The organism is Ignatzschineria sp. PL_is040 (assembly GCF_055813795.1).
In genome coordinates this window covers 88,179-103,773 of the sequence record NZ_JBVPGU010000005.1, presented here as the reverse complement: position 1 = coordinate 103,773, position 15,595 = coordinate 88,179, and the positions used below count along the sequence as shown (strand labels likewise).

Below are 15,595 nucleotides of genomic sequence, written 5' to 3'. Positions count from 1 at the left end.
AGCACTCACTAAAACTTAGCAAACAGCTTCTTTTAAGATATCCCTCTGTCAGTTAGAGATGGTGCGCATAATCGTAGAGGGCAAAACCTTGTAATGCTTCATCAAAGTTTTTACCCACAGCTAGGACCTTAAAGCGCTCCCCCATCTCTTCAGGATGGACGAGTTGCTGCACTTTTTGGGAGAGCTCATACCAGCCGATATCATTCTTATCCCCCTTTTCCGCTAAAGCCTCCTGCTCTGCTTTCACCATCTCTTGCAAGCCATTCCCCATCAAGAAGTAAGCTTGTGCAGTATAGCCTAAGAAGGTTAACCCCATCTCCACAAGAAGCGTTGCAACCTGGGTGAAATTAACATTCGCTGTGAGATCTTGCAGCCCTGGGTAGAGATAGAAATCTTCATGAGCACGATGTTTATAGTGAGCAATCAAGGTGCCAGTCGTGCGCTCTGGGCGATAATATTCTCGCTCGTCATAGCCGTAATCGATAAAGAGCGCAACACCCTTCTCAAGATGCTCAAAGAGCGAGGGCAACCATGATTCAAGCGTAGGACAATACTCTGTCTCCGTCCCCTCTAAGAGGGTATATCCTTTATCAAGCAATGATTGATAAAATTGTCGCAGTGATGCATCAGCAGCTCTCAATTGAGAGACAAAACGGACACTACGACTCTCCTCATCAATTGCAATATCTACATCGATATAGTGGGGCTGACCATCCTCAATTTTAAAGCGCTCAACCGCTAAAGCATCCAATACTTCATTAGCGATAATCACCCCATTCCACGCCTCTTGTGGAGGGGCATCGAGCCATTCAACCTGATCGATATACTCCGGTAAACTCTCTGCAATGAGGGCTCTTTGTCGTGCTTTTAGATCAGGCGAGACCTCTAAAATAAGATAACGCGTTGGCAATTGCTTCGCTGCTTTTAAGGCTAAAAGAAGATCGCGCGCCATTGTGCCATTGCCGGCACCAATCTCTAAAATATCAAAGGTATCGACTTGAGAGTTCTTGGTAGAAGATTGCATCAAGCGCTTAATCTCTTCTACTTGATTTGCCAATGAGCGAGAAAAAAGATCAGAGACAAGTGGCGCGGTAATAAAGTCTCCCGCTTCACCAAAAACAGCTTGAGGACCGGTATAGTAGCCAAGCTTAGGATGATAGAGTGCTAAATTGAAAAAGCGCGAAAATGGCATCGGTCCCTTTTCACGAATTTCAGCAATTATCTCTAATGCCAACTCAGTTGAGAGCGCTAACGCCTCTTCTGACGGAACCGGTAACTCTTCTTCAATCTTTTGATGACTAAAACGTTGCACTCATCTTCTCCTATATGAACTTTTACAAATGGTGACTTTCGACTCTCATTCAGATTTAAAGGTTATTTAAAGGTTATTTAAAGTTACTACTTCAAACTTACTGCTTTAAACATACTACTTTAAACATATTATTTAAGCTTGTTATGTAAATCTGCTGTTTAAAGATTAAAGCGCATCAACTTTACCAAACCCGCGACTATTACGCTCAACCTTCACCATCTGCCCTGGGAAGATATCGACATTTCCAGGAACAATTACAGGAATATGTCCTCGATCTTCTGTCTCAACACTAATTTCAGAATCTCCCGCTTCATTCACCATAATTGAAGCGACTCGCCCCTTACCACGATAGCTTCCTTGTCCATCATTGAGTCCTGCAGCACAACCGGTTACGAGTAAGAGAAAGCTACAAACGAGTACTACTTTTTTCATCATCTTCATCCTTAATTTATGATATTTATTCTGAGTTTCATTCTGGATTTTATTCTAGATTTTACTCTGATTTTCATCCTGATATCTCATCTTCCCCATCATTTCGTCACCGAAATCGGAGTAACGCCAATATAGGTTAATAGATCCGGGGTAATCTTAATATTGACACCCCGCTGACCACCATTGATATAGAAGCTCTCTAACTGAAAAATACTCTCTTCTGCATAGATGGGAAGATCAGCCTTAATCCCAAAGGGAGATGTTCCCCCAAATTGGTAGCCCGTCCATTTATGGGCATATTCATAAGGTGCCGGGCGAATACTCTTTACCCCTAAAATTTTTCGTAACTTTTTAGTATCGATGGTGTGATCGCCATGTTGCAAAACCATATAGCCATGATGCTTCTCATCCATAAAGACGATACTTTTAATCACTTCATAAGCAGGAACACCGAGAAAGTTAGCCATAAATTCGGCCGTTCCCTCAATCTCCCCGGTACATTGAAATAGCTGATATGGCAATTGATGCCGATCTAGATAGAGCGTTGCCGGCGTCTTCACCCGTTCCGATTCTGCTCGTTTCATCGATAACTCCTCTAATCTCTAAAAGAAGAGATCTCTCTTATCAAAGACCCTAAGGTTCGATAAGAGAGATCTATCTGTTCCATTTTACTTATCTGCTAACTGATTTGCTGAATGATTCTCTGAATGATTCGCTGACTTAGTCACCTTGAGGTGCCGGAGCATCTGCTTTAAGTGCGCGATTATTGCGAGGTCCACTATTACGGCGTGGACGACGAACATTACGACGTGGGCGACGTTTCGGTGCTGATGATTGCTCTTCACCATGACGATTGGAGCCCTCTGCCTCGGCAGTAGGTTGTGTGCTCTCTTTTTGAGGTGCTTTTTCAGGGGTATTCTCAGGCGCTTTATCCGCTACTGGTGATTGCCCTTTATGCTCTTCATTGCGCTCATTACGTTCATTACCCTTCTCTCCTTTCTCATCATCTTGACGACGGCGACGCGGCGTTCGACGCGCTGAACGATTATCACGCTCATTACGATCTCCCGTACGGCGATTGTTGCGCGGGGTTCTTCCTCTACGATCACGACGTTTTGGCGCTTCCACCTCCGGTGTAATTAAGAGCTCTTCTGTGATGCTCTCAACCGGAATCTCCTCTTTGATGTAATCTTGAATATCCATCAATGAGTAGACATACTCTTCACAAGCAAAGGTAATTGCGGTACCTTCTGCGCCGGCACGCGCCGTTCTTCCGATACGATGAACATAATCTTCCACATCTTGGGGAAGGTCATAGTTGAAGACATGCGTCACATCAGGAATATGGAGTCCACGTGCAGCAACATCTGTTGCCACCATGATAGAGAGCTCCCCATTTTTAAACTCTTCGAGTAACTTTTCACGGCGATTTTGTGGAATATCTCCTGAGAGAACCGCCGCCTTATAACCATTGGCATTGAGCGATTCAAAGACCTCATCCGCTGCACGCTTGGTATTTACAAAAACAATGGAGCGCTCTGCTTTCTCATGCTTTAAAAGACCAAAGAGGAGCTTGATCTTCTCATCTGATGCAACATGATAGAGCCTTTGGGTAATGCGCGATCCTGTCAACTGTTCTGACTCAACTTTAATCAGTTTCGCATCATTCATATGCTCATAAGCGAGCTCTAAAATACGCTGAGAGAAGGTGGCAGAAAAGAGCATATTTTGACGCTTTTCCACTTTTGGCATCTGCCGGAGAAGGAAGCGAATATCGCTAATAAAACCGAGATCGAACATTCGATCTGCTTCGTCGAGAACAAAGACCTCAACATTACGAAGGTTCAGTTTTTTCTGCTTAAAATAATCTAAAATTCGGCCAACAGTACCGATTACAACATCAGGATCTGCCTCTAATGCCTCATTCTGTGTACCATAAGAAGCACCGCCATAGAGCAATGCATATTTCAGACCGGTATAGCGTCCAAGCATCTCGGCATCGCTATGGATCTGCACTGCCAATTCTCGCGTTGGGGCCATAATAATGGCATAAGGGCCTTTCTTGCCCTCTTCTACCGGCACTGTCATGAGGTGGTTTAAGGTCGCTAATAGGAAAGTTGCAGTTTTCCCTGTCCCTGTTTGCGCTTGGCCGGTGACATCCTTCCCTGCTAATAGATCGGGGAGTGCCTTCTCTTGAATTTCGGTACAGTAGACATAACCGTTATCCTCCAAGCTCTCTTTCAGTGAATCATGTAAATTTAAATCTGCAAACTTCATAGAAGTTAATAGTGGTTTTCCCATAGGTATTGACCTGAGTCCTCAGTTAATCTGTTCTTCAATTAATTATATTAATGACAGTGGTTGAAATTTTTATCACGTTCGAACCTTGTCATTTCCCCATTTTTCGGGTGTAATACCAAGGTATTATCATATTTTATAAAGAAAATTCCAAATCTAATTTTGGATATCTTGATCCATTTCTCAGGGGAGAGTAACAATGAGTAATTTAGTAAATGCAACTGATGCAACCTTTGAAGCGGAAGTTTTAAAAGCAGAACTTCCTGTTCTCGTTGATTTCTGGGCTGATTGGTGTGCGCCATGCCGTATGATTACACCGATCGTTGAAGCCGCTTCAGAAGAGTATGCAGGTAAATTAAAAGTGGTCAAACTTGATGTACAAAACAACCAAGACACCGCTGTTAAATTCCAAATTCGTGGTATTCCTGCATTAATGATCTTCAAAAATGGGGAGATCGTGGGTCAACATGTTGGTGCACTTAACAAAGCACAATTAGCACAATTTATTGATAGCCATCTCTAATAGATGCGTTATTTTGGTAGTGAGAATTCTCTACTCATCTCATGTGAAATGTAAAGAAAGTTCAATATTTCACCAGAAACGATAGCAAAAGATTTAAAAGCCGGTCATAGTGCCGGCTTTTTTGTTGTTTTTTTCAGATCGGTATTCTCAATGCCGAGAATCTTCTAGTAATCGAATGATTGCTCTCTGCCGACGCAAGATTGGTGGTAGTACGTGATAGTAAGACCCGGCAACGTTCAGCCTCTTTTGTTTAATGGATTCAACTCATAAAAGAATCTGTTGAGCCGCGGGAGAGAACCATTTCGCTCTTATTACAACTGCATGCCCGCAAATCGGCATTTTCAATGCCGAGAATATTCTAGTAATCGAATGATATTGACCGGTGAATAAGTTCACCTACTTGCCGGCATGCGATTCATGAAAACACGCAGAGGTAATCTCCGGCAACTCATCAGCTTTTTCTTGTGACAATTGAAATAAGATAATGTTTCCGAGCAATAGAAAATCGCTCTCTGCCGGCGCAAGATTGGTGGTAGTACCCGATAGTAAGACCCGGCAGCGTTCAGCCTCTTTTGTTTAATGGATTCAACCCATAAGAGAATCTGTTGAGCCGCGGGAGAGAACCATCTCGCTCTTATTACAACTGCATGCCCGCAGTTCGGCATCTTCAATGCCGAGGTATCCTATTGAGATATTAAGGATATCTACCGACAATAGAAAGATCATCCTCTGCCGACAATAGAAGATGCCCCTCTGCCGGCGCAAGATTGGTGGTAGTACGCGATAGTAAGACCCGGCAGCGTTCAGCCTCTTTTGTTAATCAAAGCCTCTATAAAGATACTTTTCATTTATCAGTTGTCCTTAAATCACGTATAATAAGCTCCTTTAAACATTTTTTATTACAAGCCTTTTAGTTAAAAGAATCCTTTTGCACCCTCCTCTTCATGATTCTTTATCTTAACAATGCTTGTATCTATTCCCCCTCACTACTGATCTACAAGCTGAAGGATCAATCAACTTATAAGATAGATGGAGTAATTATCTAGATGGAACTTATCAATACACTCAATCACACTATTAAAGATCTTTCCGAGAGAGCCGCTGACCTTCGGAGGTATCTTTGACTTCGATCTCAAACAAGAACGCCTAACTGAAGTCTTAATGGAATTAGAAGATCCCAACATCTGGTCCGAAAATCCAGAAAAAGCACAAAAGTTGGGACAAGAACGCGCAACGCTCGATGACTTTGTCAATGGAATGTTAGCGTTACAAAATGGGCTTGATGATGCCAAAGATCTCGTTGCCTTAGCAAAAGAGGAGAATGATGAAGAGACGCTTTTGATGATTGAGGCCGATCTTCTTGAGTATCAAAAAAAGATTGAGCAATTTGAATTTAAACGCATGTTTAGTGGCGAGATGGATGGTAATAACGCCTTTATCGATATCCAAGCCGGTGCCGGCGGTACCGAAGCGCAAGATTGGGCCTCGATGGTGCTTCGCATGTATCTTCGTTGGGGTGAGCATCATGGCTTTAAGACTGAGCTATTAGAAGCCTCTCCCGGCGATGTTGCCGGCATCAAATCAGCAAGTATCCGTTTTGAGGGCGATCATGCTTTTGGCTGGTTACGCACCGAAACAGGGGTTCATCGCTTAGTGCGAAAGTCACCTTTTGATTCCAATAATAAGCGCCATACCTCATTCTGCTCTGTCTTTGTCTCCCCCGAGATCGATGACAATATTGAGATCGATATTGATCCTTCCGATCTTCGTGTCGATGTCTATCGCGCATCAGGTGCCGGCGGTCAGCACGTTAACGTGACAGAATCAGCGGTTCGTATTACCCATATCCCCACCGGAGTGGTTGCTCAGTGTCAAAATGAACGCTCACAACATCGCAATAAAGATGTCGCAATGCAACAATTACGCTCTAAACTCTATGAGTTAGAGATGCAGAAGAAACGAGATGCCGCAGAAGCACTGCAAGATTCCAAAGCGGATGTGGGCTGGGGAAGTCAGATCCGCTCCTATGTTCTCGATCAAGCGCGCATTAGAGATCTTCGTACCGGCTATGAGGTGGGAAATCCACAACCTGTCCTCGATGGTGATCTTGATGACTTTATCGAAGCGAGCCTGAAAATGGGGCTATAATGTGATTATTCACCATCACGATCGATAGCAACTCCGGCAATTGAGACAAACAGTGTTATAAAGGTGAAACTATGCACCTAATAGCAAACAATTTCAAAAGGAAGATGCTACAATAGCCCCCGGAACGAAAAAGAGAAAGAGCAGTCTTACCCGCTGCTCTCTTTTTTCGCTAATTATTATACTTTTTTATAGTATGTTTAATAAGAAATAATGACGTAACACTCGATCGATGATCGATGATCGATGATCTCTGATCGAAATGAATTCCAATATTCAGACTCCATCAGAAAAATAAGATAAACAAGATCGATAGAATCACTACTAGGAACTGTTAAAACGATGTCAAAAATAGAAAATCATGCTGAGAATCGAGACGAAAATCGAGAAAATTTTACGCCTCAACCGAAGAGATGGTATTACGGCTGGACCATTGTCATTGCCGCGGCACTCTTAACGATGTTTACCGTTGGAATGCGCATGAGTATCGGCCCTTTTGTGATTCCAATGAGTGAAGGATTAGGTATGAGTCGCAGCACTCTTTCAGCAGTGATTGCTTTTGGAATGCTGATCTATGGCTTTGGAATGCCCGTTGCCGGCTTCTGCGTCAATCGTTATGGGACGCGCACAACCTTAATCCTAGGGGCAATTATGGTCTCTATCTCACTCATCTTGACAGTCTATACTCATAATATCTGGATCTTTGCCCTAAGCTATGGCGGACTTCTCTCCTTTGGGCTCGCCTTTACAAGTCCTGTTGCTTTTACCCAATTGATCAGTAGTTGGTTTATTGCCAAAAGAACAATGGCGCTCCTCTTTCTCTCTACCGGTTCGATGGCGGGAATTGCGATATTAACCCCTCTCTTTAGCCAAACTATTCAATCCTTTAGTTGGGAGAGCACCTTAATCGGTTATGCTATTCTCTTTACCATCGCCGCCCTCTTTGTTGCCTTTGCCATTATTCGCGGTACACCACCACAATATGGTGATTTAATAACAGAGAGTGAGATCAAAGCGCATCAAGCGAAGATCGCAGCCCGCAACAAGGTGAAGAAGGGAGAGAGCTATCGCTTGCGTGAAGTCTTCTCAACTCAGCCTTTCTGGTTACTGGTGATCGGCATCTTTGCTTGTGGCTTTAGCATGTCTCTTTTAGGAACCCACGCCGTGCCGATGTTAATCGATCATGGTTTTAGCCGAGATGTGAGTGCTTTTGGTGTCAGCCTGATCGGTCTTGTAGCAATCTTTAGTACCGTGATGCTTGGGAGAATCAGTACCCATGTGGATCATAAATATATGTTAGTGGCGATCTATGCTGTTCGCGGTGTTGCCTTCTTTTTACTGGTGATGGTGTTAGCGCCTTGGCAACTCTATACTGTTGCCATTGTGGGTGGCCTTGTCTGGGCCGGCAATATGGGCATCTCTTCAGGAATGCTTGCCGATATCTATGGCGTTAAATTGGTGGGGATTCTCTATGGTCTCGCTTTTATTGGTCATCAAATTGGCGGGACATTAAGCTCTTGGTTAGGTGGTTGGGCTTATGAGACCTATGGCTCGCACTATATCACCTTCTGGCTAGCAGGATTCTTCCTCATTGTGGCAGCGATCGCTTCCATGATGCTCCCTAAAAAAGCACAATATGAGAGTTCCATCGCGAAAATAGCCCGATAAGATATGAGTAAAGATGCGAGAGAAAGTAGAAGAGAAGATTAATCGGTCTTAAGCTTATGTTAAACTCTCTCCTTCTGATCCTGCTCCATCGTGATACTGCATCACTTTCTAAAATAAGGGTCAGGATAAGTTTCTAATATCTGTAAGGAGAAGTATATGAGCCGAGCTAAAACCCAATTTGTCTGTCGTGATTGTGGTGCCATTGCCCCAAAATGGGCGGGACAATGCTTAGATTGTAAAGCATGGAACTCTATCGAAGAGATGGTGGTGGAAACAACTCCTACGCGCCTCTCGGGTTACTCCGGTACTGCCGGCGCTACAGGCGTGCAGATCTTAACAGATGTACAAAAAGAGAAGTTAACTCGCTTTTCTACCGGTCTTAATGAACTCGATCGTGTCTTAGGAGGTGGCTTAGTCTTTGGCTCTGTTGTTCTAATCGGCGGCGATCCCGGAATTGGTAAATCGACCATTCTCCTTCAAACCTTAATTCATCTCAGTCATCAGGGGAAGAAGGTTCTCTATGTGACGGGGGAAGAATCACCAAGTCAAGTTGCACTACGCGCCGAACGCTTACAGCTCGATGGTTCCAAACTACAACTTCTCTCCGAAACCAATGTAGAGAAGATCCTCCGCGTTGCTGAGCCGATGGATCTTGACGTTATTGTAATCGACTCTATTCAGACCATTTTTACAGAGCTCCTCAACTCAGCCCCCGGTAATGTGGGCCAAGTGCGAGAGAGTACTGCCCTACTTACACGATTTGCAAAGCGAACAGGAACATCGATCTTCCTAGCAGGTCACGTGACAAAAGAGGGAGCAATTGCCGGCCCGAGAGTCTTAGAGCATATGGTCGATTGCGTTCTCTATTTTGAAGGAGAGGTCGATTCCCGCTTCCGTATTATGCGCTCCTACAAAAATCGTTTTGGTCCTCTCCATGAGATTGGTGTCTTTGCTATGACCGAAACAGGCCTTCGCCCTATTAGCAATCCTTCGGCAATCTTTCTCTCACGTCAACCAGATCGAAGTTCCGGAAGTGTCATTATGGTGACCCGAGAAGGTACGCGGCCCCTCCTGATAGAGATTCAATCTTTAGTGGATGATTCCCTCGGCGGCCAACCGCGACGCGTTACTTTAGGTTTAGAGCAGAATCGACTCACCATGCTCCTTGCCGTTCTCCATCGTCATGCCGGCATTGCGATGCTCGATCAAGATGTCTATGTCAACGCGGTAGGCGGTGTTAAAGTGACAGAAACGGCCTCAGACCTTGCGGTCATTGCCGCCGCATTTTCGAGCTTTCGTAACCTCATTCTCCCATCCGATCTTGTCGTTTTTGGAGAGATCGGTCTTGCCGGCGAAGTTCGCCCAGTTCCGCATGGTGAAGAGCGACTGAAAGAGGCAGCCAAGCATGGCTTTAAACGCGCTATCGTTCCAATAGCGAATAAACCGAAGCATCCTATCCCCGATATGGAGGTAATTGGTGTTACGAAGATCAATGAATTGATGGATCATCTCTAAGCGATAAGTGGTCTGAATCAGATAAACAATTCAATCAATTGATTCAATCCCCCCTTTTCTTAACCCTCAACTATGAAGTGGGGTAAAATGGCGTTGTCAGAAACAGATATGATCTGTAGCGCTGATTTAAAATCACTCATAAAGGGAAGATCTCAGATATGACAGCACCATCGACCGTAACGATAGAGCAGCAACAGAGAGAGAATCAACACTTCAATCTCGCCTGGATTCGGGTGATTGCCCTCGCCATTGCTGCCTTTGTCTTCAATACGACAGAATTTATTCCGATCGCACTTCTCACCGATATTGGTGCGAGTTTCAATCTGCCGGCAGAAAAGGTGGGGATTATGATCACCATCTACGCTTGGGTTGTGGCGCTCGCTTCACTCCCCTTGATGCTTCTGGTAAGCAACTTTGAACGAAAACGGCTTCTCACCTTTATCTTTATTGTTTTTGTCATCAGCCATCTGGTGACCTTTATGGCCTCTAGCTTTACCATCTTAATTATTGGACGGGTCGGTGTTGCTCTCTCTCATGCGGTCTTCTGGTCTATTACCGCAGCACTTGCGATTCGTGTTGCCCCTTTAGGTAAAAAATCACAAGCTTTAGGTATTTTAGCGACAGGAACGGCTCTCGCAACCGTTTTAGGTATTCCTCTTGGGCGTATTATTGGGCAGTTGGTAGGATGGCGCTACACCTTTTTAATTATTGGTATTGCCGCTCTAATCACGCTCATTGTGCTCTACATCGTTTTACCCCGCTTACCTAGCCAAAATGCAGGCTCAGCTAAGAGTCTTCCGATTCTCTTTAAACGCCCTGCACTTGTAGGTATATTTATCTTAACGGCGATTGTCGTCACGGCACACTTTACCGCCTATAGCTATATTGAACCCTTTAGTGAAAGTATTGCTAAAATATCCCCCAATAAGATCACCATTTTGCTCTTAATATTTGGTGGCGCCGGCATTTTAGCGAGTATTATCTTTAGTAAACTGAATAATCAACATCCGCTCTCCTTTCTTCCGCTCTCAATTTTAGGGCTCTCAATCTCTCTATTTTTAATCATGCCGAGTACCTATCTGGCCGATGGGCTCCTCTACCTCTCCCTCTTTTGGGGAATCTCCATGACCTGTATCGGCTTAGTACTCCAACTCAAAGTATTAGAGCTCGCCCCAGATGCAACCGATATCGCCATGTCGATCTTCTCCGGAATCTTCAATATTGGGATCGGAGGCGGTGCTCTAGTAGGAACAATAGTAATTAGTAAAATGGGAATTTCGAGCATCTCTTGGGTCGCTTTTGCAATTAGTCTTGTTGCCCTCCTCTTGACGCTCTTCCTCTTTATCCGCTATCGCACAACCTTTATTAAAGCGAGCCAAACAACAACGGATGTCATTATCCACTGATAATGATGATCGATGGTTGATCGATTGATCGATTGATGATTGATGATTGATGATTGATTATCAATATTTGTTAAATTTTTAGATCTGTTAGAGATTATTAATATTCATATAACATTTTCATACAACATGAATGGGAACTTTACTTTAAATGAATGATCATACGCCAACTTTAAAAAGCCGACGCCCTCTCAACTGGGCTTTTATCCCTATCGCACTGATTGTGATTGTTCTCGGCATTATGACTGCCGGCTACTACAATAGTGTGCAAAATCTCGATGAAGAGCAGAAAGCCGCGGCAGCTGAAGTGATCAACCAGTATAAGCGTCGTGCCGATCTGATCACCAATCTTGCTAAAACAGTCAAAGATTATGCCAAACATGAATCGCAAATCTTTACCGATATTGCGACAGCGCGAGCCTCTCTCAATAAGATGGCGGTCTCACCTGCCGATTTAGAAGATCCTGAAAAAAGAGTCGCTTATGAAAAGGCAGAAGCGATGTTAGGAACACAACTCTCGCGACTTCTCATCTTCGTGGAGAATTATCCCGATCTTAAAGCGAGTCAACTCTATCAAAATTTAATGGTTCAACTTGAAGGAACAGAGAATCGGATTGCAGTAGCACGGAATCGTTATATTGATGCTATTCGCAACTACAACACCACCATTCGCCAAGTTCCCTATCTCTTTGTGGCAAAAATCTTCGGCTATCAACCTATTCCGCAATTTAGCGTGGAAGACCCGACGATCGATCAAGCGCCTATTCTTGAGTTTTAGAACTTAAATAGCATTTAAAGAATCCGATTTAAATAATCAGATTTAAAGAGTAAGTTATAGAGAATCTATAGATAGATTGTAGAGGGATGATAGAGTCTCTGGGCTTGAAAGAGGTTGATCGATTATTGAAACGACATTAGGTGAAATGATGAGGATAAGAAGAGATACATTTAACAATCTACGGAAAGTAGGTGAAATAGCAGGGATAGGAGAGCGGCAAACTCAACATGCTCCCGCTCTACTCTTAATGCTTTTACTCTCTTTCATCTTGCTCCTCCCCTTTCAAGCGGTATCGGCGACACCTTCAGCCGATATTAAGACGCAACAATATCGGCAAGAGAAGATACTCCCTCTATTAGATGATGGCGTAATGGATTATGCCGGACTCCTCTCTCCTACTGAAAAAGCTAAGATCAATCGCAAAATATGGGCGCTTGAGAAGAACTCAGGATCGCAACTCGCTGTTCTCATTCTCCCTGATCTTCAAGGTCATGAGATTGTAGAATATGGGGTTACCATTATGGAAGAATGGCAACTTGGGCGAAAAGGGGTTGATGATGGCGTTCTACTTCTCATCGCATTACAAGAGAGAGCGATGCGTATTGAGGTGGGATATGGGCTTGAGGGGGCAATTCCCGATCTTATTGCCGGTCAGATCTTAAATCAATATCTTACACCCGCATTTCGTGCCGGAAAATTTGCCGAAGGGATTGAACTCGCCGTCGATGCCATTATTGCCCAAATTGAGGGAGAGCCACTCCCCTCGCTCAAAGAGGTTCCCTTATCGGCTTCTAGTAATCATGAAGAGCTCGTCGATTGGGATTTAGCGTTCACCATTATTGTGATGGTGGTAATGATCATAGCGCCCTTTCTCCTCCCGATAATACGGCGATTACAGCAACGATCGAGAAGGGTTTCTAATGAGCAGAAAGGAGTTCTCTTTGAAAGTCACGAACCTCATAATTCACCGATTAATCATTCTAGCGATCTGCAGCAAGATTCTCTTAAAACGTGGGCAGATCATTATCGCTCTCAAAATCAGAAGCGCCCATACTCAAGCAGAGAGCCCTCTATCCCATCATCAAAAAGAGAAAGCAGACATACTTCTTCTAAGAAAGTTAAAAAAATCAGTTGGATGGAGGCTTTCTTCCGCTCACTTCCTAGTGCGATCTTCATCGGATTTTTTACCTCTATCGCATTTCATCTTGCGATTGGGATCTTGATAGGACTTCTTCTCCTACTCTTTCAGACTGCGGGCCTTGCGCTAGGTTTTATTCGTGCGCCGATTAAAATTCAAGGCGGTCGTGGTGGCCGAGGCGGCGGAATGGGTGGCGGTTATCGAGGAGGAGGCTCAAGAGGTGGTAGCGGTGGAAGAAGCAGTGGCGGCCGAAGCGGTGGTGGAGGTCGAAGTGGTGGTGGCGGTGCAACAGGGGGTTGGTAAGATTCTCCATCACTCATGAACAAGTTCCGGCAGTGTTCAGCCTCTGTTGTAGATCGATTCATCTCATAAGAGAATCTGTTGAACCGCGGGAGAGAACCATTTCGCTCTTTTTACAACTGCATGCCCGCAGGTCGGCATCTTTAATGCCGAGAAAATATTCTGATAATCGAATAATATTTGCCGGTGATTGAGTTCGCCTACTTGCCGGCATGCGATTCGTGAAAGCACGCAGATGTGATCTCCGGCAATTCATCAGCTTTTTTTGTGATCATTGAAATAAGATAATGTTTCTGGGCGATAAAAGATCGCCCTCTGCCGGCGCATGATTAAGGGAAGAACGCGATAGTAAGATCCGGCAGTGTTCAGCCTCTGTTGTAGATCGATTCATCCCATAAGAGAATCTGTTGAACCGCGGGAGAGAACCATTTCGCTCTTTTCACAACTGCATGCCCGCAGGTCGGCATCAATGATGCCGAGAAATAGTATCGATATGGATCAGAATGGAGCGATATTTGCCGATGATTGAGATCACCTACTTGCCGGCATGCAATTCATGAAAACACGCAGAGGTGATCTCCGGCAATTCATCAGCTTTTTTTGTGATCATTGAAATAAGATAATGTTTCTGGGCGATAAAAGATCACCCTCTGCCGGCGCATGATTAATAGAAGAACGCGATAGTAAGATCCGGCAGCGTTCAGCCTCTGTTGTAGATCGATTCATCCCATAAGAGAATCTATTGAACCGCGGGAGAGAACCATTTCGCTCTTTTTACAACTGCATACCCGCAGGTCGGCATCTTTGATACCGAAGCAATTATGGTTGCGCGCTCCCCTCTTCCGGGAGAGAAACAAAACCGATATTAGCTAATCCCACCTTACTTAAAATCGTCACAATTTTGGCAACTTCTTGGTAAGGAACGGATGAATCGATATGCAACTGAATCATTGGCGCCTTCTCACTGCCCTCTTTAATCGCCGTTAAGCGTAAAAGTGCAGCATCAAAATCGATCGCTTCATCATTGATAAAGAGTTCATTGTCGGCATTAATCGCGATTAAGACCGGTTTTTCTGGATCTTGAACAACCACTTCCTCTTTAAGATCGACCGCTTCCGGTAGTTTCAATTTAACCGATTGCGTCACAAGTGGTGCTGTTAAGATAAAGATCACCAGAAGTACCAACATAATATCGATAAGAGGAACCATGTTGATCTCAGCTCTCGATTCATATCCCTTATCGCGTAAACGTCCAAATGACATATCTCCCCCTATACTTCACTATTTGGTGATGTTGCCATCTCTTGAGCCGTTTTAGATTTCTGCTGCGGTGAACGATCTAAGATCGATAATAGCTCAAATGCGAATGAGTCGAGATTTCCCATCTGCAGACGATTACGACGAACTAACCAGCTATGCGCCATCACAGCGGGAATCGCTACCGCTAGACCAAGACCTGTCATAATCAGTGCTTCCCCCACAGGGCCTGCAACCTTATCGATCGTCCCTGCACCTGTTGAACCGATCTCAATAAGAGCATGATAGATCCCCCAAACAGTTCCAAAAAGCCCAACAAAAGGTGCCGTTGCCGCAATAGTTGCTAAGACCGTGACACCATTTTCAATAGTGAGTTGAATCTTATCGAGCGTTACGCGCAAAATAGAGGTGAGATACTCTTTACGACTACTATTACTCTGAATATTATCGAGCCCTGACTGATAGCGATGTAGCGCCTGAAACCCCTCTTTAGCAAGAAGCTCCTGCGGTGTTGTGGGCTTAGAGGAGATCAATTTCGCAGCTTCATTGAGTGTCTTTGCATGCCAAAAGTCGAACAGAAACTTCTTCCCTTTTACGCGATCTACAACCCCTTGAAAAAACTTCAAAAAGATCACTAACCACGAAAGGATCGACATAATAATAAGGATCACAAAGAGTGTCTTTGTCACAAGATCTCCCTGCTCGATAAAGCTGATAAATCCTAAATTTTCTACCACAGGTTCCATTTTTTTCCTTTCTGTCTTAATGTCATCGATAAAACTGTCATCGATAAAATCTGATCTAATAATCGATCCGTAGGAACGGC

Annotated in this window: 15 protein-coding genes; 7 read left to right on the top strand and 8 right to left on the bottom strand. The window is 44.2% G+C overall.

The window, feature by feature from the left end:
* Nucleotides 1-52 precede the first annotated feature (52 nt).
* The 4 genes from AC0SAP_RS07590 to AC0SAP_RS07575 form a co-directional block, all read right to left on the bottom strand.
* The gene (locus AC0SAP_RS07590) at nucleotides 53-1,312 is read right to left on the bottom strand and encodes a class I SAM-dependent methyltransferase (RefSeq protein ID WP_473383729.1); all 1,260 of its coding nucleotides are present in this window, start codon (nucleotides 1,310-1,312) and stop codon (nucleotides 53-55) included.
* A 165-nt stretch (nucleotides 1,313-1,477) separates the two neighbouring features.
* The gene (locus AC0SAP_RS07585; RefSeq protein ID WP_133243704.1) at nucleotides 1,478-1,747 is read right to left on the bottom strand and encodes a hypothetical protein; all 270 of its coding nucleotides are present in this window, start codon (nucleotides 1,745-1,747) and stop codon (nucleotides 1,478-1,480) included.
* Between the two features lie 95 nt (nucleotides 1,748-1,842).
* Nucleotides 1,843-2,328: an aminoacyl-tRNA deacylase gene (locus AC0SAP_RS07580; protein WP_286481798.1), complete on the bottom strand. Its 486-nt coding sequence runs from the start codon at nucleotides 2,326-2,328 to the stop codon at nucleotides 1,843-1,845.
* A gap of 136 nt (nucleotides 2,329-2,464) precedes the next feature.
* Nucleotides 2,465-4,045, bottom strand: coding sequence for a DEAD/DEAH box helicase (locus AC0SAP_RS07575; RefSeq protein WP_473383727.1), 1,581 nt, complete (start codon nucleotides 4,043-4,045; stop codon nucleotides 2,465-2,467).
* 196 nt (nucleotides 4,046-4,241) lie between these two features.
* On the opposite strand from AC0SAP_RS07575, the gene trxA reads away from it, so the two are divergent.
* On the top strand, nucleotides 4,242-4,565 hold the full coding sequence (gene trxA / locus AC0SAP_RS07570) for a thioredoxin (RefSeq protein WP_109236718.1): 324 nt from the start codon (nucleotides 4,242-4,244) through the stop codon (nucleotides 4,563-4,565).
* Between the two features lie 585 nt (nucleotides 4,566-5,150).
* Here trxA and AC0SAP_RS07565 read toward each other — a convergent pair.
* Complete coding sequence (locus AC0SAP_RS07565; RefSeq protein WP_473383726.1) at nucleotides 5,151-5,279, bottom strand: hypothetical protein; 129 nt, start codon at nucleotides 5,277-5,279, stop codon at nucleotides 5,151-5,153.
* Nucleotides 5,280-5,611: 332 nt separating this feature from the next.
* Here AC0SAP_RS07565 and prfB point away from each other — a divergent pair.
* From prfB to AC0SAP_RS07535, 6 genes are all read left to right on the top strand, one after another.
* A protein-coding gene (gene prfB / locus AC0SAP_RS07560) for a peptide chain release factor 2 (RefSeq protein ID WP_109236717.1) occupies nucleotides 5,612-6,713 on the top strand; the annotation gives its coding sequence in 2 pieces (ribosomal slippage) (nucleotides 5,612-5,686 and nucleotides 5,688-6,713; 1,101 coding nt in all).
* A gap of 339 nt (nucleotides 6,714-7,052) precedes the next feature.
* The gene (locus tag AC0SAP_RS07555) at nucleotides 7,053-8,378 is read left to right on the top strand and encodes an MFS transporter (RefSeq protein WP_473383724.1); all 1,326 of its coding nucleotides are present in this window, start codon (nucleotides 7,053-7,055) and stop codon (nucleotides 8,376-8,378) included.
* A 156-nt stretch (nucleotides 8,379-8,534) separates the two neighbouring features.
* Complete coding sequence (radA, locus tag AC0SAP_RS07550; protein WP_473383723.1) at nucleotides 8,535-9,893, top strand: DNA repair protein RadA; 1,359 nt, start codon at nucleotides 8,535-8,537, stop codon at nucleotides 9,891-9,893.
* 158 nt (nucleotides 9,894-10,051) lie between these two features.
* Complete coding sequence (locus AC0SAP_RS07545; protein ID WP_473383721.1) at nucleotides 10,052-11,299, top strand: sugar transporter; 1,248 nt, start codon at nucleotides 10,052-10,054, stop codon at nucleotides 11,297-11,299.
* A gap of 148 nt (nucleotides 11,300-11,447) precedes the next feature.
* Nucleotides 11,448-12,074, top strand: coding sequence for a LemA family protein (locus AC0SAP_RS07540; protein WP_473383720.1), 627 nt, complete (start codon nucleotides 11,448-11,450; stop codon nucleotides 12,072-12,074).
* Nucleotides 12,075-12,219: 145 nt separating this feature from the next.
* Complete coding sequence (locus tag AC0SAP_RS07535; RefSeq protein ID WP_473383719.1) at nucleotides 12,220-13,515, top strand: TPM domain-containing protein; 1,296 nt, start codon at nucleotides 12,220-12,222, stop codon at nucleotides 13,513-13,515.
* A gap of 58 nt (nucleotides 13,516-13,573) precedes the next feature.
* Here AC0SAP_RS07535 and AC0SAP_RS07530 read toward each other — a convergent pair whose 3' ends face one another.
* The 3 genes from AC0SAP_RS07530 to AC0SAP_RS07520 form a co-directional block, all read right to left on the bottom strand.
* Nucleotides 13,574-13,768 carry a hypothetical protein gene (locus AC0SAP_RS07530; protein WP_473383717.1) on the bottom strand — a complete coding sequence of 65 codons (195 nt, stop codon included), beginning with the start codon at nucleotides 13,766-13,768 and terminating at the stop codon, nucleotides 13,574-13,576.
* Between the two features lie 563 nt (nucleotides 13,769-14,331).
* Nucleotides 14,332-14,775, bottom strand: a complete 444-nt coding sequence (locus tag AC0SAP_RS07525; RefSeq protein ID WP_109236710.1) for an ExbD/TolR family protein — start codon at nucleotides 14,773-14,775, stop codon at nucleotides 14,332-14,334.
* An 8-nt stretch (nucleotides 14,776-14,783) separates the two neighbouring features.
* Nucleotides 14,784-15,515, bottom strand: coding sequence for a MotA/TolQ/ExbB proton channel family protein (locus AC0SAP_RS07520; RefSeq protein ID WP_473383716.1), 732 nt, complete (start codon nucleotides 15,513-15,515; stop codon nucleotides 14,784-14,786).
* Nucleotides 15,516-15,595 lie beyond the last annotated feature (80 nt).

Excerpts from the sequence above, each read along its gene's own strand:
- AC0SAP_RS07580 (WP_286481798.1), bottom strand. The coding sequence starts at position 2,328 with ATGAAACGAGCAGAATCGGAACGGGTGAAGACGCCGGCAACGCTCTAT.
- AC0SAP_RS07540 (WP_473383720.1), top strand. The coding sequence starts at position 11,448 with ATGAATGATCATACGCCAACTTTAAAAAGCCGACGCCCTCTCAACTGG.
- AC0SAP_RS07555 (WP_473383724.1), top strand. The coding sequence starts at position 7,053 with ATGTCAAAAATAGAAAATCATGCTGAGAATCGAGACGAAAATCGAGAA.
- AC0SAP_RS07530 (WP_473383717.1), bottom strand. The coding sequence starts at position 13,768 with ATGAATTGCCGGAGATCACATCTGCGTGCTTTCACGAATCGCATGCCG.
- AC0SAP_RS07585 (WP_133243704.1), bottom strand. The coding sequence starts at position 1,747 with ATGATGAAAAAAGTAGTACTCGTTTGTAGCTTTCTCTTACTCGTAACC.
- AC0SAP_RS07535 (WP_473383719.1), top strand. The coding sequence starts at position 12,220 with ATGATGAGGATAAGAAGAGATACATTTAACAATCTACGGAAAGTAGGT.
- AC0SAP_RS07545 (WP_473383721.1), top strand. The coding sequence starts at position 10,052 with ATGACAGCACCATCGACCGTAACGATAGAGCAGCAACAGAGAGAGAAT.
- AC0SAP_RS07520 (WP_473383716.1), bottom strand. The coding sequence starts at position 15,515 with ATGGAACCTGTGGTAGAAAATTTAGGATTTATCAGCTTTATCGAGCAG.
- radA (WP_473383723.1), top strand. The coding sequence starts at position 8,535 with ATGAGCCGAGCTAAAACCCAATTTGTCTGTCGTGATTGTGGTGCCATT.
- AC0SAP_RS07525 (WP_109236710.1), bottom strand. The coding sequence starts at position 14,775 with ATGTCATTTGGACGTTTACGCGATAAGGGATATGAATCGAGAGCTGAG.
- AC0SAP_RS07575 (WP_473383727.1), bottom strand. The coding sequence starts at position 4,045 with ATGGGAAAACCACTATTAACTTCTATGAAGTTTGCAGATTTAAATTTA.
- trxA (WP_109236718.1), top strand. The coding sequence starts at position 4,242 with ATGAGTAATTTAGTAAATGCAACTGATGCAACCTTTGAAGCGGAAGTT.